The organism is Enterobacter sp. ECC_219_Taxon_10, assembly GCF_058354905.1.
In genome coordinates this window covers 1,883,828-1,902,522 of sequence record NZ_CM178005.1, presented here as the reverse complement: position 1 = coordinate 1,902,522, position 18,695 = coordinate 1,883,828, and the positions used below count along the sequence as shown (strand labels likewise).

21 protein-coding genes are annotated in these 18,695 nt (G+C 57.3%); 6 read left to right on the top strand and 15 right to left on the bottom strand.

Going from position 1 to position 18,695, the window contains the following annotated elements:
- Positions 1-14: 14 nt before the first annotated feature.
- The 11 genes from flgL to flgB form a co-directional block, all read right to left on the bottom strand.
- A complete protein-coding gene (gene flgL, locus AC4ICF_RS09060; RefSeq protein WP_116340678.1) occupies positions 15-968 on the bottom strand; it encodes a flagellar hook-associated protein FlgL in 954 nt (317 codons plus the stop codon).
- A gap of 14 nt (positions 969-982) precedes the next feature.
- On the bottom strand, positions 983-2,623 hold the full coding sequence (gene flgK, locus AC4ICF_RS09055) for a flagellar hook-associated protein FlgK (RefSeq protein ID WP_116340680.1): 1,641 nt from the start codon (positions 2,621-2,623) through the stop codon (positions 983-985).
- Between the two features lie 75 nt (positions 2,624-2,698).
- Complete coding sequence (flgJ, locus tag AC4ICF_RS09050) at positions 2,699-3,652, bottom strand: flagellar assembly peptidoglycan hydrolase FlgJ (protein WP_045406628.1); 954 nt, start codon at positions 3,650-3,652, stop codon at positions 2,699-2,701.
- Entirely contained in the window at positions 3,652-4,743 is a 1,092-nt protein-coding gene (locus tag AC4ICF_RS09045) for a flagellar basal body P-ring protein FlgI (RefSeq protein ID WP_045406630.1), read from the bottom strand. The genes flgJ and AC4ICF_RS09045 overlap by 1 nt, the downstream gene beginning before the upstream one ends.
- A 12-nt stretch (positions 4,744-4,755) precedes the next feature.
- Complete coding sequence (gene flgH, locus AC4ICF_RS09040) at positions 4,756-5,454, bottom strand: flagellar basal body L-ring protein FlgH (protein WP_023311139.1); 699 nt, start codon at positions 5,452-5,454, stop codon at positions 4,756-4,758.
- A 57-nt stretch (positions 5,455-5,511) separates the two neighbouring features.
- On the bottom strand, positions 5,512-6,294 hold the full coding sequence (gene flgG, locus AC4ICF_RS09035) for a flagellar basal-body rod protein FlgG (RefSeq protein WP_000625853.1): 783 nt from the start codon (positions 6,292-6,294) through the stop codon (positions 5,512-5,514).
- Positions 6,295-6,305: 11 nt separating this feature from the next.
- Positions 6,306-7,061, bottom strand: a complete 756-nt coding sequence (locus AC4ICF_RS09030) for a flagellar basal body rod protein FlgF (protein WP_116340682.1) — start codon at positions 7,059-7,061, stop codon at positions 6,306-6,308.
- Positions 7,062-7,081: 20 nt separating this feature from the next.
- Entirely contained in the window at positions 7,082-8,290 is a 1,209-nt protein-coding gene (gene flgE, locus AC4ICF_RS09025) for a flagellar hook protein FlgE (protein WP_061098580.1), read from the bottom strand.
- A gap of 26 nt (positions 8,291-8,316) precedes the next feature.
- On the bottom strand, positions 8,317-9,027 hold the full coding sequence (gene flgD, locus AC4ICF_RS09020; protein WP_045406631.1) for a flagellar hook assembly protein FlgD: 711 nt from the start codon (positions 9,025-9,027) through the stop codon (positions 8,317-8,319).
- 11 nt (positions 9,028-9,038) lie between these two features.
- Complete coding sequence (flgC, locus tag AC4ICF_RS09015) at positions 9,039-9,443, bottom strand: flagellar basal body rod protein FlgC (protein ID WP_013097138.1); 405 nt, start codon at positions 9,441-9,443, stop codon at positions 9,039-9,041.
- A 3-nt stretch (positions 9,444-9,446) separates the two neighbouring features.
- A complete protein-coding gene (flgB, locus tag AC4ICF_RS09010) occupies positions 9,447-9,863 on the bottom strand; it encodes a flagellar basal body rod protein FlgB (protein WP_008500815.1) in 417 nt (138 codons plus the stop codon).
- A 157-nt stretch (positions 9,864-10,020) separates the two neighbouring features.
- Between flgB and flgA the strand changes: the two genes are divergently transcribed.
- From flgA to flgN, 3 genes are all read left to right on the top strand, one after another.
- Positions 10,021-10,680, top strand: coding sequence for a flagellar basal body P-ring formation chaperone FlgA (gene flgA, locus AC4ICF_RS09005; RefSeq protein WP_316378905.1), 660 nt, complete (start codon positions 10,021-10,023; stop codon positions 10,678-10,680).
- Between the two features lie 93 nt (positions 10,681-10,773).
- The gene (gene flgM / locus AC4ICF_RS09000; protein WP_014883360.1) at positions 10,774-11,067 is read left to right on the top strand and encodes a flagellar biosynthesis anti-sigma factor FlgM; all 294 of its coding nucleotides are present in this window, start codon (positions 10,774-10,776) and stop codon (positions 11,065-11,067) included.
- A 4-nt stretch (positions 11,068-11,071) separates the two neighbouring features.
- Positions 11,072-11,497, top strand: a complete 426-nt coding sequence (gene flgN, locus AC4ICF_RS08995; RefSeq protein ID WP_025755834.1) for a flagella biosynthesis chaperone FlgN — start codon at positions 11,072-11,074, stop codon at positions 11,495-11,497.
- A gap of 59 nt (positions 11,498-11,556) precedes the next feature.
- On the opposite strand, the gene murJ is transcribed toward flgN, so the two are convergent.
- The 4 genes from murJ to rimJ all read right to left on the bottom strand — a co-directional run bounded on the left by murJ (position 11,557) and on the right by rimJ (position 15,389).
- Entirely contained in the window at positions 11,557-13,092 is a 1,536-nt protein-coding gene (gene murJ / locus AC4ICF_RS08990) for a murein biosynthesis integral membrane protein MurJ (RefSeq protein ID WP_116340686.1), read from the bottom strand.
- 129 nt (positions 13,093-13,221) lie between these two features.
- Positions 13,222-14,145 (bottom strand): Gfo/Idh/MocA family protein, encoded by a 924-nt coding sequence (locus AC4ICF_RS08985; protein WP_316378904.1) that lies wholly within the window; start codon positions 14,143-14,145, stop codon positions 13,222-13,224.
- Between the two features lie 2 nt (positions 14,146-14,147).
- On the bottom strand, positions 14,148-14,795 hold the full coding sequence (locus AC4ICF_RS08980) for a YceH family protein (protein ID WP_116340690.1): 648 nt from the start codon (positions 14,793-14,795) through the stop codon (positions 14,148-14,150).
- Positions 14,796-14,804: 9 nt separating this feature from the next.
- The gene (rimJ, locus tag AC4ICF_RS08975; protein WP_013097146.1) at positions 14,805-15,389 is read right to left on the bottom strand and encodes a ribosomal protein S5-alanine N-acetyltransferase; all 585 of its coding nucleotides are present in this window, start codon (positions 15,387-15,389) and stop codon (positions 14,805-14,807) included.
- A gap of 236 nt (positions 15,390-15,625) precedes the next feature.
- Between rimJ and mdtH the strand changes: the two genes are divergently transcribed.
- From mdtH to pyrC, 3 genes are all read left to right on the top strand, one after another.
- Complete coding sequence (gene mdtH, locus AC4ICF_RS08970; RefSeq protein ID WP_166710757.1) at positions 15,626-16,834, top strand: multidrug efflux MFS transporter MdtH; 1,209 nt, start codon at positions 15,626-15,628, stop codon at positions 16,832-16,834.
- Between the two features lie 124 nt (positions 16,835-16,958).
- Entirely contained in the window at positions 16,959-17,519 is a 561-nt protein-coding gene (locus AC4ICF_RS08965) for a lipoprotein (RefSeq protein ID WP_116340694.1), read from the top strand.
- A gap of 126 nt (positions 17,520-17,645) precedes the next feature.
- Complete coding sequence (gene pyrC, locus AC4ICF_RS08960) at positions 17,646-18,692, top strand: dihydroorotase (protein WP_163328730.1); 1,047 nt, start codon at positions 17,646-17,648, stop codon at positions 18,690-18,692.
- Positions 18,693-18,695: the final 3 nt, after the last annotated feature.

Genomic DNA, 18,695 nt, shown 5'->3' with positions numbered 1-18,695 from the left:
AAGAGGTCAAGATGTTATTTGTTCAGCTGGAACAGAGACATGCCCTGCATATCGCTAAACGCTTTATAAGAGGCCTGCAGGGCCGCCTGCTGCATGGTGTAAGAGGAAATCGCTTCGTTCCAGTCCACGTCCACCAGGTCACTCATCTGCTTAGTCTGGCCCAGCGCGCGGTCGTCACCCAGGGTATCGAGTTTTTCCAGTTCGTTCATCTTGGTGCCGACATCCGCAACGACCGTCAGGACGTTGTTCTGCGCGTTTTTAATACCGATCTGCGCGTTGGAAATTGTCTGGCTTTGTGCGGCAGCCGCGGCCGGATCGTTTTCAATCGGCGTCTTCAGCGAAGCAATGGCGGAATCAAGGATTTTAAACATGTTTGTTTCGCCATAGCCTCCGCCCGGCAGCTCTTGCGCATTGCTGGTAATGCTTTCGAAAATCTGCTGGCCGGTATGGCTGATTGCCATGTTTCGCGCCGTATCAACCTGCTGGGTGATCGCCTCAGTGCCGCCATTGTAGGTGCCGGTTGCGGCATCAAACGGTGCGCTCTCGGTTTTGTAACCCGCAAAGATAAAGCGACCATTGCCATCCGTCGTGTTAGCCAGGTTCATGAGCTGGTCGCGGATCCCCTGGATATCGGTCGCCAGAGAGAGACGGTCGTCATCGCTTAAGGTGCCGTTTGACGCGTAGACCAGCTTCTCACGCACGCTTGATAACGCGGTGTTCACCTGGGTCAGCACGTTGTCTTCCAGCGACACTTTTTGCGTGGCAAAGGTGCGCGCTAACGCGAACTGGCTGTTTTGTGACTGAGATTGCGACAGAACAATAGACTGCGAAGCCGCGATAGGATCGTCCGACGGACGATTAACGCGTTTGCCGGTGGACATCTGCTCACCGTAGCTCAGCCATCTGCTCTGGGAATCGGTGATCCCGCGCATGTTCTGTTCGTACATCATCTGGGTGCTAATACGCATTTTTCACCTCAACCTTAACGAATGTTGATAATTGCATCGAAGAGCGTACTGGCAGTCTGAAGCACCTGCGCGTTGGCGAGGTAATACTGCTGATAACGCTGCAGGTTGCCATACTCTTCGTCAAGGTTTACCCCAGAGATGGTCTGCTGCTGCTTGATTAACTGCGTTTCCACGTTGGCTTTCGTCTGGCTGCTTACCTTCAGTGAAGCGGTGGTGCTACCCACGGTGCTGACCAGCGAGGCATAGGCATCGTTGAAGGTTTTGTTTCCGCCAACCACTTTGCTGTTTTGCAGATCGAGCATTTTCTGCCCGTTGCGGTTGTCGCTCTCACCGCCGTTCTGCACCGCGGCCATGGCCAGTTTGGACTCGTCGCTGATGGACAGTTCCATGTTCATGATGACGTCGGACACAGGCTTCACGGTAAAGCTGTCTTTAGCGTTTGCCGAACCGCTGACGTTCACGTTGAGACCATCAAACGACAGATTGCCGCTGGCATCCGGGCTCATTGTAAAACTGGTCTTGTCCGAGGTACGGGTAATGGTCCAGTCGGTACCGTTAAACTGCAGCTTATAGTCCGTTGCCTGAACTTTGGTGCTGTCCGCAACGGTGGCATTGACGACCGCCGAGCCACTATTTTTGCTGTTAGAAAGCACAGCCGGAGAACCAAAGCCGAACAGCTTGCCGCCCGCATCGCCGTTGGCATCAAAGCCGGCCTCATGCTGTTTGTTCATCGCGTCAGCAAACGCCAGCGCCATCTGGTTCAGGGTGTTACGGGCCTTATCCAGATCTTCAGCGCGGAACGTCAGCAAGCCGCCTAACGAGCCGGTGGTAACCATCTTTTCCGGGATCTCGACATTGCCCGCAACCTCATCGACGTAGGCGATAGTGGTACGGGAAGGATCGGCGCTGGACTTCACGGCCGCCAGCTGGTTAGCTTTGCTGCCCTGCACCAGGCTGTAGCCGTTGCCGAAAGAGATGTTAAACGTGCCGCTATCCTGAACAGAGACTTCCACGCCCACGATTTTGTTCAGCTCATTGACAAGCTGATCGCGCTGGTCGAGCAGATCGTTAGGCGATGCGCCCGCGCCGACGCCGGTGAGGCGGGAAATCTGATCGTTCAGATTGGCAATCTGTTTGGCGTAGTTGTTGATCTGCGAAACGCTGGTCGCAATTGCGGTATTGACTTGCGTATCCTGATCGCGGAGATACTGATCGTTAGTTTTGAACTGATTGACCAGGCCGCCCGCTTTTCCCAGCACCGTCTGACGCGCAGCCGGGTCTTCCGCGTTGCTCACCAGCGTTTGCAGGCTTTTAAAGAAATCCTGCAGGGTGGTGGAAAGCGAGTTGGTAGTATCGGAGAGCACATCGTCAATTTTTGACATCTGCTGATAGCGTGTGGTCAGGCCGCTGCTCTGCGTCTGCGCGGCGCGAAGCTGGTTGGTGATAAAAGCGTCATATTCACGCTGGACACCGGAGACATACACCCCGTTACCCACCCAGCCACCGCCGGTCAGCGTGCTGTTAGATGCACCCAGCACCGTCGTCTGGCGGGTGTAACCTGCCACGTTATAGCTTGAAATATTATTACTGACGGTATTGAGTGCCGACTGCGCGGCACTGAGGCCACTCATGGCGCTGTTAATCAAACTGGACATGGGGGTTCCTTTTATACGTTCAGACACGAGTCCTGATGAAGGTTATCGGCAACCTCCACCGGGACTTGAGAACTTTCAGAACAGATTTTCAATATCTGCGCTATAGGCTTTGCTGACCTTCTCGCCCATGGATTTCAGCTGCTGGATCATGCTGGTAAGCTTGCGCGCGTAGTTCGGGTCGGTCGCGTAGCCCGCGTTTTGCAGGGCCTGCGCGCCCTGCTCCGCCGTCGCCGCCTGCGTAACGGCGGTGTAACGCGGATTTCGACTCAGCAGCCCGACATAATCGGACAGTGCTTCCAGATAAGAGCTGTAAACGCGGAATTTCGCTTTCACCTTCACCGCCGCACCGTTCTCGTATTCGGTGGTGGTGATCTCCGTGGTCGGCCCTTTCCAGCTGGAGGTGGCCTTCACGCCGAAGATGTTAAAGCTCGGGTCGCCGTTTTCCTTGCGGATCTGGCGCTGGCCCCAGCCCGACTCCAGCGCGGCCTGGGCGAGAATAAGATGGTGAGGCACGCCGCTCTGTTCACTGGCCAGTCGCGCAGGCAGAGATAGCTGCGCCAGGAAGTCTTTGCTGTCACCGGAGAGCGCCTCGTCGCCGCTGCCCGTTGCCTTCGGTATCGCTTTACGCACCATCTGCGTCAGCGCCTGGTTCTGATAACTGGTCACCGTTTCCAGATCGAACTTCATCGGCACCTGCTGCGGCTGCTCTTCTGGCTGAACACCCTGTGCGGCGGCGGTCTGTTTGACAATCATGTCAGCCAGACCGAGGCCTTTACCGGCGGTCATCTGCTGCGCAATCTGCTGGTCATACATGCTGGTGTAAAGACGCGTTGAATCGCTGCTGAACATCCCGTCTTTCGGCAGGGTTTCGCGCATGCTTTTCAGCATCATCTGGACAAACATCCCCTCTACCTGGCGGGCGACCGGGCGGATATTCGCCGCCGGGTCTTTACCTGCTTTGGTTTTCAGTTCGTTGAGCGACTGGGCGTCCCAGGCGGCACTGGTCAACAGTTTGCTATCGGTCAGCATCAGATGATTTCCAGTTTGGCGCGCAGGCAGCCCGCGCTTTGCATGGATTGCAGAATGGACATCAGATCCATCGGCGTCGCGCCCAGCGCGTTCAGGGCACGCACCACGCTGTTCAGGTTGGCGCTGGAGCGCACGCTCTGCAGAGAGCCGCCGCTCTGGCGTAAATCAATCTGCGTTTGTGGCGTCACCACCGTCTGGCCGCCACCAAATGGCGTATCCGGCTGGCTGACGTTGGCAGAACGGTTAACCGTCACCGACAGGTTACCCTGCGCCACGGCGCAGCTATCCAGCGACACTTCCCGGTTCATCACCACGGAGCCCGTACGGGAGTTGATGATCACTTTGGCATCCTGCACCGGCACGTTCACTTCCAGATTCTGGATATCCGCCAGCATGCGCACCTGGTTGCTGCTGCCGGTAGAGGTGCGGATCTGCACGGTACGCGCATCCAGCGCCGTGGCATTGCCATAGCTGCGGTTGATGGTGTCGGCAATCTGCTGCGCCATCGTGAAGTCTTCATTATTCAGCTGCAGGTTGATGGTGTTGCCTGCGCCAAACTGGGTCGGCAACTCACGCTCGATGATCGCGCCGTTGGTAATACGTCCGCCGTTCAACTGGTTCACCTGCACGCTGCTTCCGCCTGCCGATGCACCCGCACCGCCAACCAGAATGTTACCCTGCGCCAGAGCATAGACCTGGCTGTCGACGCCTTTCAGCGGGGTCATCAGCAGCGTACCGCCGCGCAGGCTTTTGGCGTTACCCATTGAGGAGACCACCACGTCAATGGTCTGCCCCTGGCGCGCAAACGCCGGGTAAGAGGCAGTGACCATTACCGCGGCCACGTTTTTCAGCTGCATGTTGGTTCCTGCCGGCACGGTAATGCCGAGCTGGGAAAGCATGTTGTTCAAGCTTTGGGTGGTAAACGGCGTCTGGGTCGTCTGGTCACCGGTACCGTCCAGCCCCACCACCAGGCCATAGCCAATCAGCGAGTTCTGGCGGACGCCCTGAACGCTGGTGAGATCGCGGATGCGGTCAGCCTGGGCAAACGTTGCTACAAGAACCAGCGCCACGGCGAAGATCGATTTAAACATGGGTCACCTCGCTTACATCGGCGATAAATTAAGGAAGAAGCGCTGCAGCCAACCCATATTCTGCGCTTCATTAATGTAGCCGTTACCGACGTACTCAATGCGCGCATCCGCCACCTGGGTGGACGGAACGGTGTTGGTGCCGCTGATGGTGCGTGGATTCACCACGCCCGAGAAGCGAATGAATTCAGTGCCCTGGTTAATGGCGATCTGTTTTTCACCCACGACGTGTAAATTGCCGTTAACCAGCACCTGGTCAACCGTAACCGTCAGCGTACCGCTGAAGGTATTGCTGGCGTTTGCGCCACCTTTACCGTTAAAGGTGTTGCCGCCGGAAGCCTCAACATCCGCACGGGCATTGCCGAACAGGCCCTGCAGATAGCGTGGAACGGTGTCGAAGCCAAAATTGGTTTTGCCATCGCGGCTGGCGTTCGCCGACGAGCTCTTGCTCGCGCTGACGTTTTCCTGCAGCACAATGGTCAATGTATCGCCAACATTGCGCGGGCGGCGATCTTCAAACAGCGGCTGATAGCCGTAGTTAATCGGCTGCGCGGTCTGGAAAATGGAGCCGTTTACCACTGGCGCAGGGCCAGGAACGGGTTGGGCAGTCGTCGCACCCTGGACCAATGGTTTAGACGGGATCAAAGCGCACCCGCTGAGAGTGACAGCCAGAACAGTCAGTATCGGATAACGAAACGCCGCGTTTTTTTGCATTGCCTTCATCTTCGAAAACAGGGAGCCGGTGCGGGGTTTACCGCACCGGGCTACGCCTTAGAGTTGCGTCAGTTTCTGCAGCATCTGATCGGTCGTCGAGACTGCTTTACTGTTAATTTCATACGCGCGCTGGACCTGGATCATATTTACCAGCTCTTCCGCCACGTTCACGTTGGAGGTTTCTACATACCCCTGATACAGCAGACCGGCACCGTTCAGGCCTGGCGTACTTTCATTTGGCGTACCGGAGGATTGCGTTTCGGTGTAGAGGTTCTCACCAATGCTTTCCAGGCCGGTATCGTTCATGAAGGTGGTCAGGTTGAGCTGTCCGACCTGGACCGGCGCGGCCTGCCCCTGCTGGGTCACGCTCACGATGCCGTCACGGCCGATGGTAATGCTCAGGGCGTTCGCCGGAATGGTGATCGCAGGTTGAACCTGGAAACCGCCCGCCGTCACCAGCTGACCGTTCTGATCGACCTGGAAGGAACCGTCACGGGTATAGGCAGAGGTTCCGTCAGGCAGTTGCACCTGGAAGAACCCCTGGCCTTTGATTGCCACGTCTTTGCTGTTGTTGGTCTGAGACAGGTTGCCCTGGCTGTGCAGACGCTCGGTCGCCACCGGGCGAACGCCGGTACCGATCTGCAGACCTGACGGCAGCGTCGTCTGTTCAGAAGACTGCGCGCCCGGCTGGCGGATGGTTTGATAAAGCAAATCTTCGAAAACGGCGCGCTGACGCTTGAAACCATTGGTGCTGACGTTTGCCAGGTTGTTGGCAATCACATCCATGTTGGTTTGCTGCGCGTCCAGGCCAGTTTTCGCGATCCATAAGGAGCTGATCATAAAGAGTCCTGTTAACTCATAGACAGAAGTTGGTTAGCCTTGCCCGCGTTTTCATCCACGCTGCTGATAATTTTCATCTGCATTTCAAAACGACGGGCGCTGGCGATCATGTCGGTCATCGCTTCGACCGGCTTGACGTTGCTGCCTTCCAGAACGCCGGACATCACGCGGATGCTCGGATCGGCCTGTAACGTGGCGCCACGAGTAGCCTGGGCCGCCTGGGTCAGACGGAACATGCCGTCGTCGCCGCGCTGCACCTCTTTGCCTTCCGCTTTGACCAGCTTCAGACGACCAACAGGGGCAACGGTATTGGCCGGGTCGCCCGGGTTCAGCGCCGAGATGGTGCCGTCCGCGGCGATGGTCAGCTCAGAGCCTTCCGGCACGGTCAGCGGGCCCGCTTCACCCATCACCGGATGCCCCTGAATCGTCAGCTGGCCGGTCGCGCTGACCTGGATATTCCCGTTACGGGTATAGCCTTCACCACCGTCCGCCGTTTGCACCGCCAGCCAGCCGTCCTGCTGCAGGGCAACGTCCAGCGGGCGTGAGGTGTAATCCATCTGCCCTGGCGTCATGTCTGCGCCCGGGGTCGATGCCGCCACCAGCGTACGGGTCGGCAGGGAGAGCCCTTCCACCGGCACCGCACGCAGCGCATTCAGCTGCGCGCGAAAGCCCGGCGTCGAGGCGTTTGCCAGGTTGCTGGCGGTAACGGCCTGCTGGCTGAGCGTCTGACTTGCCGCGCCCATCGCGGTATATATTGCGTGATCCATTGCGCTTTCCTGTTAGCCGCTTAACGCAGGTTAACCAGCGTGTTGAGGATCTGATCCTGGGTCTTGATGGTCTGCGCGTTCGACTGATAGTTACGCTGCGCGACGATCATGTTCACCAGTTCTTTACTCAGGTCCACGTTAGAGGCTTCCAGCGCGCCGTTGGTCAGCGTGCCGAAGTTACCAGTTCCCGCCGTACCCAGCAGCGCCACGCCGGAGGACTGGGTAGCCGACCAGACGTTATCGCCTTCAGATTTCAGGCCTTCGTTGTTGGCAAAGTTCGCCAGCACGATCTGGCCCAGCACCTGAGTCTGCTCGTTGGAGTAGTTCCCGACGACGGTACCGTCATCGTTGATCTGATAGCTCACCAGATCGCCCGGCTTGAAGCCGTTCTGGTTGGTCGCCACGATATTGTTCGCACCGGTGTTCTGCTGCATGGAGTTAGCAAAACTCATGGCGAAGGTCGCCGGGTCCGCACCTGGGATAGTCGCGGTAGTGATGTTGATGTTTCCACCACCAATCAACGTACCGTTATTATCGAAGGTCAACGTCGTGGCCACTGCCGCCGTGCTGCCTGCTACGCTGCCGTCCTGGGCGTACACTTTCCAGGAGTTAGCCGGGGTCGCATCTTTGACGTAAAACAGGTTCATGTTGTGCGCATTACCCTGGCTATCAAAGACAGTTACCGTACCTTTTTTGTTGTAGGTATCCGGGTTAGCCGGATCGAAGGCGGCGGTCGGTGCGGCATCGGTGGAGTTGAGGTTAATCTGCTGGGAAGCCGTGGTGGTGGACTTGGCGGCCATCAGCGTGGTCGGGATATTAATCGCCTGTGGATTCGCACCGGTCTGAACCGTTGAAGGCGTTCCGGCAACCGGATAACCCGTTAATTGCATCCCCTGCATGTTCACCAGGTTACGGTTTTCGTCCAGCTTGAACTGGCCGTTACGGCTGTAGAACACCGAGCCGTTTGCATCGACCATACGGAAGAAACCGTTCTGGCTGATGGCAACGTCCAGGCCACGACCGGTGTTGGTGGTGGTACCGTCGGTAAAGTCCTGAGTGATGCCCGCAACTTTTACGCCCAGACCCACTTTGGAACCGGCAAACATGTCTGCAAAGGAAGCAGAACCGGATTTAAAACCATAGGTCGCGGAGTTGGCGATGTTGTTGCCAATGACGTCCAGGTTGGTGGCCGCAGCATTCAGGCCGCTGACCGCTTGAGAAAAGGCCATGACTTACTCCTGATAAGTGTTAAGGCTTAGATAATCTGCCGAACTTCGTCGAGTGTGGTGGTACCGGAGGTACCCAAATCCAGTTTGTTGCCGTCGCCCCCTTTAATCACGCCCTGAACCAGCGCGAACTGCAGCGGCTGCGCCACCAGCTGGGTTGTCCCGTTGCTGGCGCTAATCGCGACTTTGTAGGAGCCATTTGGTGCTTTCGTGCCGTCGGTCAGGCTGCCGTCCCAGGTAAAGGTGTGAACGCCCGCCTTCAGCTCGCCGATATCGATGGTGCGAACCACGGCGCCGGTTGAGTCGGTGATCGTCGCGGTCACTTTGTCAGCCGCCTGCTGCAATTCCACGCCGAACGGCGTAGTGGTGGTGGTCGATGTACCCTCGGTGGTGCTGGTACCCGCAAGAATAGTGGTACCCGGGATCATCACGCCGTGACCGATCAGGCTTGCAGCCTGCAGGGACTGGGCGCTGTTAATCTGACCGGAGACGGAACCCAGGGTGGTGTTCAGTTTCTCAATGCCGCTCACGGTGCTGATCTGCGCAAGCTGCGTGGTCAGTTCGTTGTTCTGCATTGGGTTAGTCGGATCCTGGTTCTTAAGCTGCGCTACCAGCAGCGTCAGGAAGCTGCTCTGCAAATCGGAGGCATTGCTTCCCGTCAGGGAGCTGGAACTTGTCGAACTTTTGGTGTTGTTAACACCTGTGTTCGTAGGATCATTCACATTTACGGCGATGGACATGCATGTCTCCTTTACTGGCCGAGAGTCAGTGTTTTGAGCATCATGCTCTTCACGGTATTAAGCACTTCGACGTTCGCCTGGTAGCTACGGGACGCCGACATGGAGTTCACCATCTCGCCCACCACGTCCACGTTAGGCATCTTCACGTATCCGTTAGCGTCCGCGAGCGGATTACCAGGCTCGTACACCAGCTTGTCCGGCGCCTGGCTCTCTACCACGTCAGACACCTTCACGCCGCCTGTTGCCGCACCTGGCGCAGCGTCGACCTGAAACACAACCTGTTTAGCACGATAAGGCTGACCGTCAGGTCCGGTCACGCTGTCGGCGTTCGCCAGGTTACTGGCTGCCACGTTCAGCCGTTTTGACTGAGCGGTTAACGCCGAGCCGGCGATATCAAAAATATTCAGCAAGGCCATTTATCAGTTGCCCCCCTGCAGGACGTTCATCATGCCTTTGATTTGTCCGCCGAGTACGGTCAGGCCCGTCTGGTATTTCAGGCTGTTATCGGCAAACTGCGTACGCTCCCGGTCCATATCCACGGTGTTACCGTCGAGTGAAGGCTGGTCGGGGATGCGATAAAGTAAATCGGTCGCTGGCGCGGTCATCGCCTGAGCAGGAATATGGCGAGAGGATGTCATGGCGAGTGCAACACCCGTTCCTTCGGCACGTCCACGCTCCATCACCTTTTTGAGTTCACTGGAAAAATCAATATCGCGCGCCTGATACCCGGGCGTATCGGCGTTAGCGATGTTGGCGGCTAAAATCTCCTGCCGCTGGGCGCGTAAATTGAGCGCTTCCTGCTGAAAACGTAACGCGGCGTCGAGTTTATCGAGCATGTCTCCTCCGCTGATGGCAAAATTTCAGTTCACAGCTTAAATCTCACCCGGTCTCCCCTATCGACGGAATAAGCGCAAAATGCGTCGCTATTTATTCCGTTGATGCAAAACCACTGCAGGTAGAATTCACCCAACTCTGGAAACGGTGGAACTTGCGATGCAAACGTTAAAACGTGGCCTGATGGCAACCGTCTTGCTGTTTAGCCCTCTGGTGCAGGCCGGGGATTTACAGAATGCGCTGACGAATTTTTTTGCCCAGAAGCTGGCGGGCTTTAGCGACGAAGTTAACGTGACCATCCGTACGCCGCCGAATCTGTATCCGACCTGCGAGCAACCGTCATTCAGCGTGACGGGGACCACGAAGCTGTGGGGCAATGTGAACGTGCTGGCACGCTGCGCCAACAAAAAACGCTATTTACAGGTTGCAGTTCAGGCGACGGGCAATTATGTTGTCGCCGCCGTCCCCATTGCGCGTGGCAGCACGCTCCAGGCAAACAGCGTGACGCTTAAGCGCGGGCGTCTGGACCAGCTTCCGCCACGGACAATGCTGGAAATGAACCAGGCACAGGACGCCGTCAGCCTGCGCGACGTCGCCCCGGGCCAGCCGATTCAGCTCTCAATGCTGCGCCAGGCGTGGCGTGTTAAAGCAGGACAGCAGGTGATGGTGGTCGCCAACGGAGATGGCTTTAGCATCAACAGTGAAGGGAAAGCGTTAAACAATGCTGCGGTGGCGCAAAACGCCCGTGTCAGAATGTCCTCGGGCCAGGTGGTTAGCGGAACCGTCGATTCTGATGGGAATATTCTGATTAACCTATAATCTTTTTAAAGATTCCGCGGCGCGTGCCGATAAATATTCAACTAATGATGATGTCAGGCGCAAACGCCGCGAACCCTCGATGAGGACAACACTATGAGCATTGATCGTACATCAGCCCTGAAGCCGGTAAGCGCTGTACAGCCTCGCGAAACGAACGACGCTACCCCTCAGAAAACGCGTCTGGAAAAACCGTCAACGTCTAACAGCACCAGCGTGACCCTGAGCGATGCCCAGGCAAAACTGATGCAGCCAGGCAGCAACGATATCAATATGGAACGTGTTGAAGCGCTGAAAACGGCTATTCGCAACGGTGAGCTGAAAATGGACACCAGCAAAATCGCTGACGCCCTGATTCAGGAAGCACAGAGTTTCTTACAGAGTAACTAACCGTATGAGTCGACTGTCAGAAATACTGGATCAAATGACGGTTGTCCTGAACGACCTGAAAACGGTAATGGACGCTGAACAGCAGCATCTCTCTTCCGGCCACATCAACGGCAGCGCGCTGCAGCGTATTACTGAAGATAAGAGTTCGCTGCTGGCGACGCTGGATTATCTGGAGCAGCAGCGCCGCGCCGAGCAGGATCCGAAGCGCAGCGCCAATGACGATATTGTTGAGCGCTGGCAGACCATTACCGAAAAAACCCAGCATCTGCGCGATCTCAACCAGCATAACGGCTGGCTGCTTGAAGGGCAGATTGAGCGCAATCAGCAGGCGCTTGAGGTGCTGAAGCCGCATAAAGAAACCGGACTGTACGGCGCGGATGGTCAGACGGCGACTGCGCGTATTGCGGGTGTAAAAAAGATTTCGATTTGACGCATCAGCGACAAATCATGCAGTGGGGAGCACCCTGAGGTGAACTCCCCTTTTGGCGTTTATGCCGTACGGCGGGTAAACTCTTTCACTTTGAAGCCCAGCACGGCGAGCGTGGCGAAATACGCTACCACCCCGACGCCCACCACGGCCATCAGGCGCATCAGACGATAGGGCATCGTGCCCAGGGACCACTCCGGCATGACGTACATCATCCCGATGAGTGCCGCAGACATCACCAGCACCGCCACAACCAAACGCACGAGAAAACTTGCCCAGCCTGGCTGCGGCGTAAAGATATCCTGCTTGCGCAGCTGCCAGTAAAGCAGCCCGGCATTCAGGCAGGCCGCCAGACCAATAGACAGCGACAGTCCGGCATGCTTCAGCGGGCCGATAAATGCCAGGTTCATCAGCTGGGTCATAATCAGCGTCACGATGGCAATTTTCACCGGCGTTTTAATGTCCTGACGCGAATAGAACCCCGGCGCCAGCACTTTGACGACAATCAGCCCCATCAATCCCACCGAGTAGGCTATCAGCGCGCGCTGGGTCATCGCGGCGTCAAACGCGGTGAATTTCCCGTACTGGAACAGCGACACCGTCAGCGGCTTAGCGAGGATCCCCAGCGCCACCGCGCTGGGAAGGGCCAGCAGGAAGCAGAGACGCAGGCCCCAGTCCATCAGGCGGCAGTACTCATCATGGTTGCCACTTGCAAAGCTTTTCGACAGCGACGGCAGCAGGATGGTCCCCAGCGCCACACCCAGCACGCCGGACGGGAACTCCATCAGACGGTCAGCGTAGTACATCCACGAGACGGAACCCGACACCAGGAAAGAGGCAAAGATGGTGTTGATGATAAGCGAGATCTGGCTGACGGAGACGCCAAGAATGGCGGGCCCCATCTGCTTAATCACGCGCATCGCCCCGGCATCTTTAAGATTGATGCGCGGCAGCACCAGCATGCCGATTTTCTTCAGATGCGGCAGCTGATACGCCAGCTGCAGCACGCCGCCCACGGTGACCGCCCAGGCCAGCGCCAGCACCGGCGGGTTGAAGTGCGGCGCGGCGAACAGCGCAAAACCGATCATGCTGACGTTGAGAAACGTCGGCGCAAACGCCGGAACGGAGAAGCGGTTCCAGGTGTTCAGGATCGCCCCCACCAGCGAGGCCAGCGAGATCAGCAGAATATAGGGGAAGGTAATGCGCAGCAGCTGCGAGGTCAGGGCAAATTTATCTGCCGTGTCGGCAAAACCGGGTGCGGTCACCATAATCACCCAGGGCGCGGCCAGCATACCGACGACGGTCACCACGGCCAGCGCCAGGGTCAGCAACCCGGAGACATAAGAGACAAATACGCGCGTCGCATCTTCACCCTGCTTGCTTTTATATTCCGCCAGAATGGGAACGAACGCCTGGGAGAACGCCCCTTCAGCAAAAATGCGACGCAGCAGGTTCGGCAGCTTGAACGCAACGAAAAAGGCGTCCGTTGCCATCCCTGCACCAAAGACCCTTGCCACAATGGCATCGCGCGCAAAACCGAGTACGCGAGAGAACATGGTCATCGAGCTGACGGCCGCCAGCGATTTTAATAAGTTCATTAACGTGAATTTCCAGAACCATACGGATTTCCAGGACGGGTAAGCGTAAGCGCCACCCGGCAAAGCCAACAGGCGGCGCTTAGTCTAACCGGATTTCAACGAATTACTATCCGCAGATGTTACAGCGAGTTATTCGCTCATGGCATCGCGCCAGAGTCTTTCCACAATGCGCTGCGCCAGAATGGCCTGCTCGCCGGACGTTTCAGGAACCGTCTGATTTTGCACGCAGGTGATAAAGTGGCGGGCACATCCCGCGAAACCGCGCTGCTCGAGGGTGCTTTGCCAGCCTGGCGCCGGGAGCGTCACCACGCCGCTGCCCTTCTCTTCCCGCCACTCCCGCATGTCGGTAACGTCGTACAGCGCGCCGTCGGTCACCGCCTGAACGGATTCCCGCTGGCTGCCTGCGCGGCGGTGCATGCTGGTGGTGACCTGAAGATGTTCAACGGCAAAATGGTGTTCCGCATATACCATCTGCCCCTGTTCGTTAGTGACCAGAGTGCCGCTTTTCAGCAGCGCTTCGCCGTTGGTCAGCCACAGCGCGGTATCCACCACGTGGAGGTAGTCATCAAGAAGGGTAAAGCGCAGATCGTTCGGACCCACGCTGTCGGTACGGTGCTTATCCATCCGCAGCGAGGCGAGCGTGCCCGACTGCGCCTTCAGCTGCTGATAAAGCGGCGCGAAGCGGCGGTTGAAACCGACCATCAGCGTCAGGTTTTTACGTGCCGCCAGCTCAATCAGCCGCTCCGCGTCCTGAACATTTTCCGCCAGCGGTTTATCCACGCAGACGTGAACACCCGCATTGAGCAGCTCACTCACCACCTGATAGTGGGTTGCCGTTGAGGTATGCACGAATACCGCATCGCACTCGTGGGCCAGATCCTGCAGGGAGGCGGCATACGGGATGCGCCAGGTTTCGCAGATACGCTCTGCCTTCTCGCGCGTGGGTGACCAGGCCCCTTGCAGGGTCCAGTCTGTCGCCGCACCTAAAACAGGCAGCCAGGCTTTTTGCGCAATACCGCCCAGCCCCACCACGCCAATACGTAATTTTTTCACCGTCAGTCTCCCAGATGTGCGAGCAACGCGTCCAGCCGCTGCTTCAGCCCGGCTACCTCTTCTTCCAGCGCCTCTACGCGTGCTGAAAGGTCGTCGCTGATTGCAGGGCCGGATTCCGTCGCCACGCTTGCGGCGTCAACGTCACCGCTGAAAAGGTGCATATAACGGCTTTCACGTTTGCCCGGCTCGCGCGCCAGACGCACCACAAAGGGGCCATCCTCACGCGCGGCCAGCCCTTCCAGCGTCTGCTCGACCTCCTGCATGTCGCTGAACTCATGCATGCGGGAAGCGCGCGTTCGCAGTTCCCCCGGCGTCTGCGCCCCGCGCAGCAGCAGCGTGGTGATAATCGCCACTTCCGCACTGCTCAGCTTCAGGTCGCCAAATTCAGAGTTACAAAAGCGCTGCTCGTATTTGGTCACGCGGTTGCCAAAGCCGCTGACGGTGCGCAAATAGTGGCGCTTTACCAGCGCGTCCAGCACGTCCTGAACGTCATGCTCGCTGAGGTTCATCACCGGCTCGCGGTTGGTTTTCTGGTTGCAGGCCATGGTCACGGCGTTAACTGAGAGCGGATACTGCTCCGGCGTGGTGACCTGTTTTTCGAGTAAGCACCCAATCACGCGCGCTTCCGTACCGTTTAGCTGATACTTCATCTTTTCTCCTTAACGACCTGCGGTCCAGTCTCGGGTGGTTAACGCCGTCAGAACGTGGTCGCGCCACTCTCCGTCTATCAGCAGATAATCTTTGGCATAACCCTCTTTCTCGAACCCTAAACGCGCCAGCAAATTGCCGCTGCGCTGATTATGCGGCATGTAGTTCGCCATAATGCGATGGATATGCTGCGTGCGCTGCATATAGCGAATGGCCACCGTTAACGCCTCGTACATCAACCCCTGTCCCTGCCATTTCTGGCCGATAGAGTAGCCAAGGTAGCAGGCGTGGAACGACCCCCGCACCACGTTTGAAAAATTGGCGATCCCGATAATCTCTTTCTCTTCCGGATCGAGCAGCGCGAAATAAAACGCGCTGCCCTGCTTATGAAATTCAGCGATCATGCTGAGGCGCGCCTGCCAGCCGGAGGGGTAACAATGGCTCTCATCCCGAACGGGTTCCCAGGGTTTTAAAAACTGGCGATTCTCGGCGTAATAATCCGCCAGACGCCAGGCATCACGCTCATGCACAAGACGAACGACCAGCCTGTCCGTTGTCAGACGCACTTTTGGCACATTACTGCGATAGCCAAACATCAATACCACTCCTTCCCGTCGCTTCAGCTTACCCATTAGCTTTACTATACCTGCGCCTGTGCCGTCTGTGAAAACAGTGACATACCATTTTGACCTCTTTTCACATTTTTCGATGAGAACTCTCTATCAAAGCACCGTTTTGATAAAAAAATATTGTCGCGCGCAGGGGTGGGAAAAAGCGCGGCGACACCGCAGAATGTTAGCGTGCTCACCTTCTTATTTTCCCTGGAGGGAAAATGTCCCGCGTATCACAGGCCAGGAGCCTGGGTAAATATTTCCTGCTCGTCGATAACATGCTGGTCGTGCTCGGCTTTTTTGTCGTGTTCCCCCTCATCTCGATCCGCTTTGTCGATCAAATGGGCTGGGCGGCGCTGATGGTCGGCATTGCGCTGGGGCTACGCCAGTTTGTCCAGCAGGGTCTTGGCGTCTTTGGCGGCGCGATCGCTGACCGCTTTGGCGCTAAACCGATGATCGTTACCGGTATGCTGCTCCGCGCGGCAGGCTTTGCCACGATGGCGGTTGCCCACGAGCCCTGGCTGCTGTGGTTCTCCTGCTTCCTCTCCGGTATCGGGGGCACCCTGTTTGACCCGCCGCGTACCGCGCTGGTGGTAAAGCTTATTCGTCCGCAGCACCGCGGCCGCTTCTTCTCCATTCTGATGATGCAGGACAGTGCCGGGGCGGTTGTTGGCGCCCTGCTGGGCAGCTGGCTGCTGCAGTACGATTTCCGTCTGGTCTGCGCGGCCGGGGCGGTGCTGTTTATTCTGTGCGCGCTGTTTAACGGTCTCTATCTCCCGGCCTGGAAGCTGTCTACGGTAAAAGCGCCGGTGCGCGAGGGGCTCGGAAGGGTGCTTCGCGACAGGCGTTTTGTCACCTACGTGTTGACCCTGACCGGCTATTACATGCTGGCCGTACAGGTGATGCTGATGCTGCCAATCATGGTGAACGATATTGCGGGCACACCTGCCGCCGTGAAATGGATGTACGCCATCGAAGCCTGCCTGTCGCTGACTCTGCTTTACCCCATCGCCCGCTGGAGTGAACGGCGTTTTCGCCTGGAGCATCGCCTGATGGCCGGTCTGTTTCTGATGACGCTGAGCATGATGCCTATCGGTCTGGTAAACACGCTCCAGCAGCTTTTTATGCTGATCTGCACCTTCTACATCGGCTCTATCATCGCCGAGCCCGCCCGGGAAACGCTGAGCGCCTCGCTTGCGGATGCGCGTGCGCGCGGCAGCTATATGGGCTTCAGCCGCCTGGGACTGGCATTTGGCGGTGCGCTGGGTTACGCCGGCGGCGGCTGGCTGTTCGATGCCGGCAAAGCGCTGAACCAGCCGGAGCTCCCCTGGATGATGCTCGGCGTGGTGGGCGTCATGACGCTTCTCGCCCTGTGGTGGCAGTTCAGCCAGAAGCGCAGCGCGAGCGGCATGCTCGAACCCGGCGCGTAGCCCTTCCCTCCGGCGGGAGAATGCTCCCGCCACACTTCTCAGTATTTTCTGCTGGTTTCTGCCATTTCACACTGACATACTGACGAAACAGGACAGAAGCGCCGATTTTTCGTTGAGGAACACTATGAAGAAAATTGTCATTGCCGCCGCACTTATCGTCAGCGGTCTGCTGGTGGGCTGTAACCAGCTTACGCAATATACCGTCAGTGAGCAGGAAATTAATCAGGCGCTGGAAAAACATAACAATTTCTCTAAAGACATTGGCGTACCGGGGCTGGCCGATGCCCACATCGTTCTTACCAATCTCACCAGCCAGATTGGTCGTGAAGAGCCGAATAAAGTCACGCTGGCAGGCGATGCCGCGCTTGATATGACGTCTCTATTTGGCAATCAGAAAGCCAACATCAAGCTCAAGCTGAAGGCGCTCCCCGTTTTCAATAAAGAGAAAGGGGCGATTTTCCTGCAGGAGATGGAAGTGGTCGATGCGCAGGTTTCGCCGGACAAGATGGCACCGGTTCTGCAAACCCTGATGCCCTATCTGAACCAGTCGCTGCGTAACTACTTTAATCAGCAGCCGGCGTACGTCTTAAGCGAAGACAAAAGCAAGGGTGAAGCCCTCGCGAAGAAATACGCAAAAGGGATAGAGGTGAAGCCGGGAGAGATCATCATTCCTTTCACCGATTAACCTGAAGGGCGCTGCGGCGCCCTTTTTTTTACGGAAAAGTGTGCAAACGAAAACGTTTCCGCTTATGATTTGTGTCCGGCAAAAACAGCCATCCTTATGACTGATTCCTGACAAGCCGGAGCTTCCATGACTGCACAACCCCAGGTTCTTAAAATCCGCCGCCCTGACGACTGGCATATCCATCTGCGTGATGGCGATATGCTGAAAACCGTCGTGCCCTATACCAGTGAAATTTATGGCCGCGCGATTGTCATGCCAAACCTGGTTCCGCCAGTCACCACCGTCGATGCCGCGATAGCCTACCGCCAGCGCATCCTGGATGCCGTTCCGGCAGGACATGATTTCACCCCGTTGATGACCTGCTACCTGACCGATTCGCTGGACCCGAACGAGGTGGAACGCGGATTTAACGAAGGCGTATTTACGGCGGCGAAACTCTACCCGGCGAACGCCACCACCAACTCCAGCCACGGCGTCACCAGCATTGATGCCATCATGCCGGTGCTGGAGCGTATGCAGAAGCTGGGCATGCCGCTGCTGGTACACGGCGAAGTAACGCATGCGGAGATTGACATCTTTGACCGTGAAGCCCGTTTCATCGAGACCGTGATGGAGCCCCTGCGCCAGCGTCTGCCGGCGCTTAAGGTCGTCTTTGAGCATATCACCACCAAAGACGCGGCAGAGTATGTTCGCGACGGCAACGAGCTGATCGCCGCGACCATCACCCCACAGCATCTGATGTTTAACCGTAACCATATGCTGGTGGGAGGGGTGCGCCCTCACCTGTACTGCCTGCCGATCCTCAAGCGCAACGTTCACCAGCAGGCGCTGCGCGAGCTGGTCGCCAGCGGATTCACGCGTGCGTTCCTTGGCACAGACTCCGCGCCTCACGCCCGCCATCGCAAAGAGGCAAGCTGCGGCTGCGCGGGCTGTTTCAACGCTCCAACGGCACTTGCCAGCTACGCAACCGTATTTGAAGAGATGAACGCGCTGGAGCATTTCGAAGCGTTCTGCTCCCTCAACGGCCCGCGCTTCTACGGACTGCCGGTCAATGAGACCTTCATTGAGCTCGAGCGTAAAGCGAGCCAGGTTGAGGAGTCCATTGCGCTGACGGATGACGCGCTGATCCCCTTCCTGGCAGGTGAAACCGTAAACTGGACGGTAAAACGCTAAAAA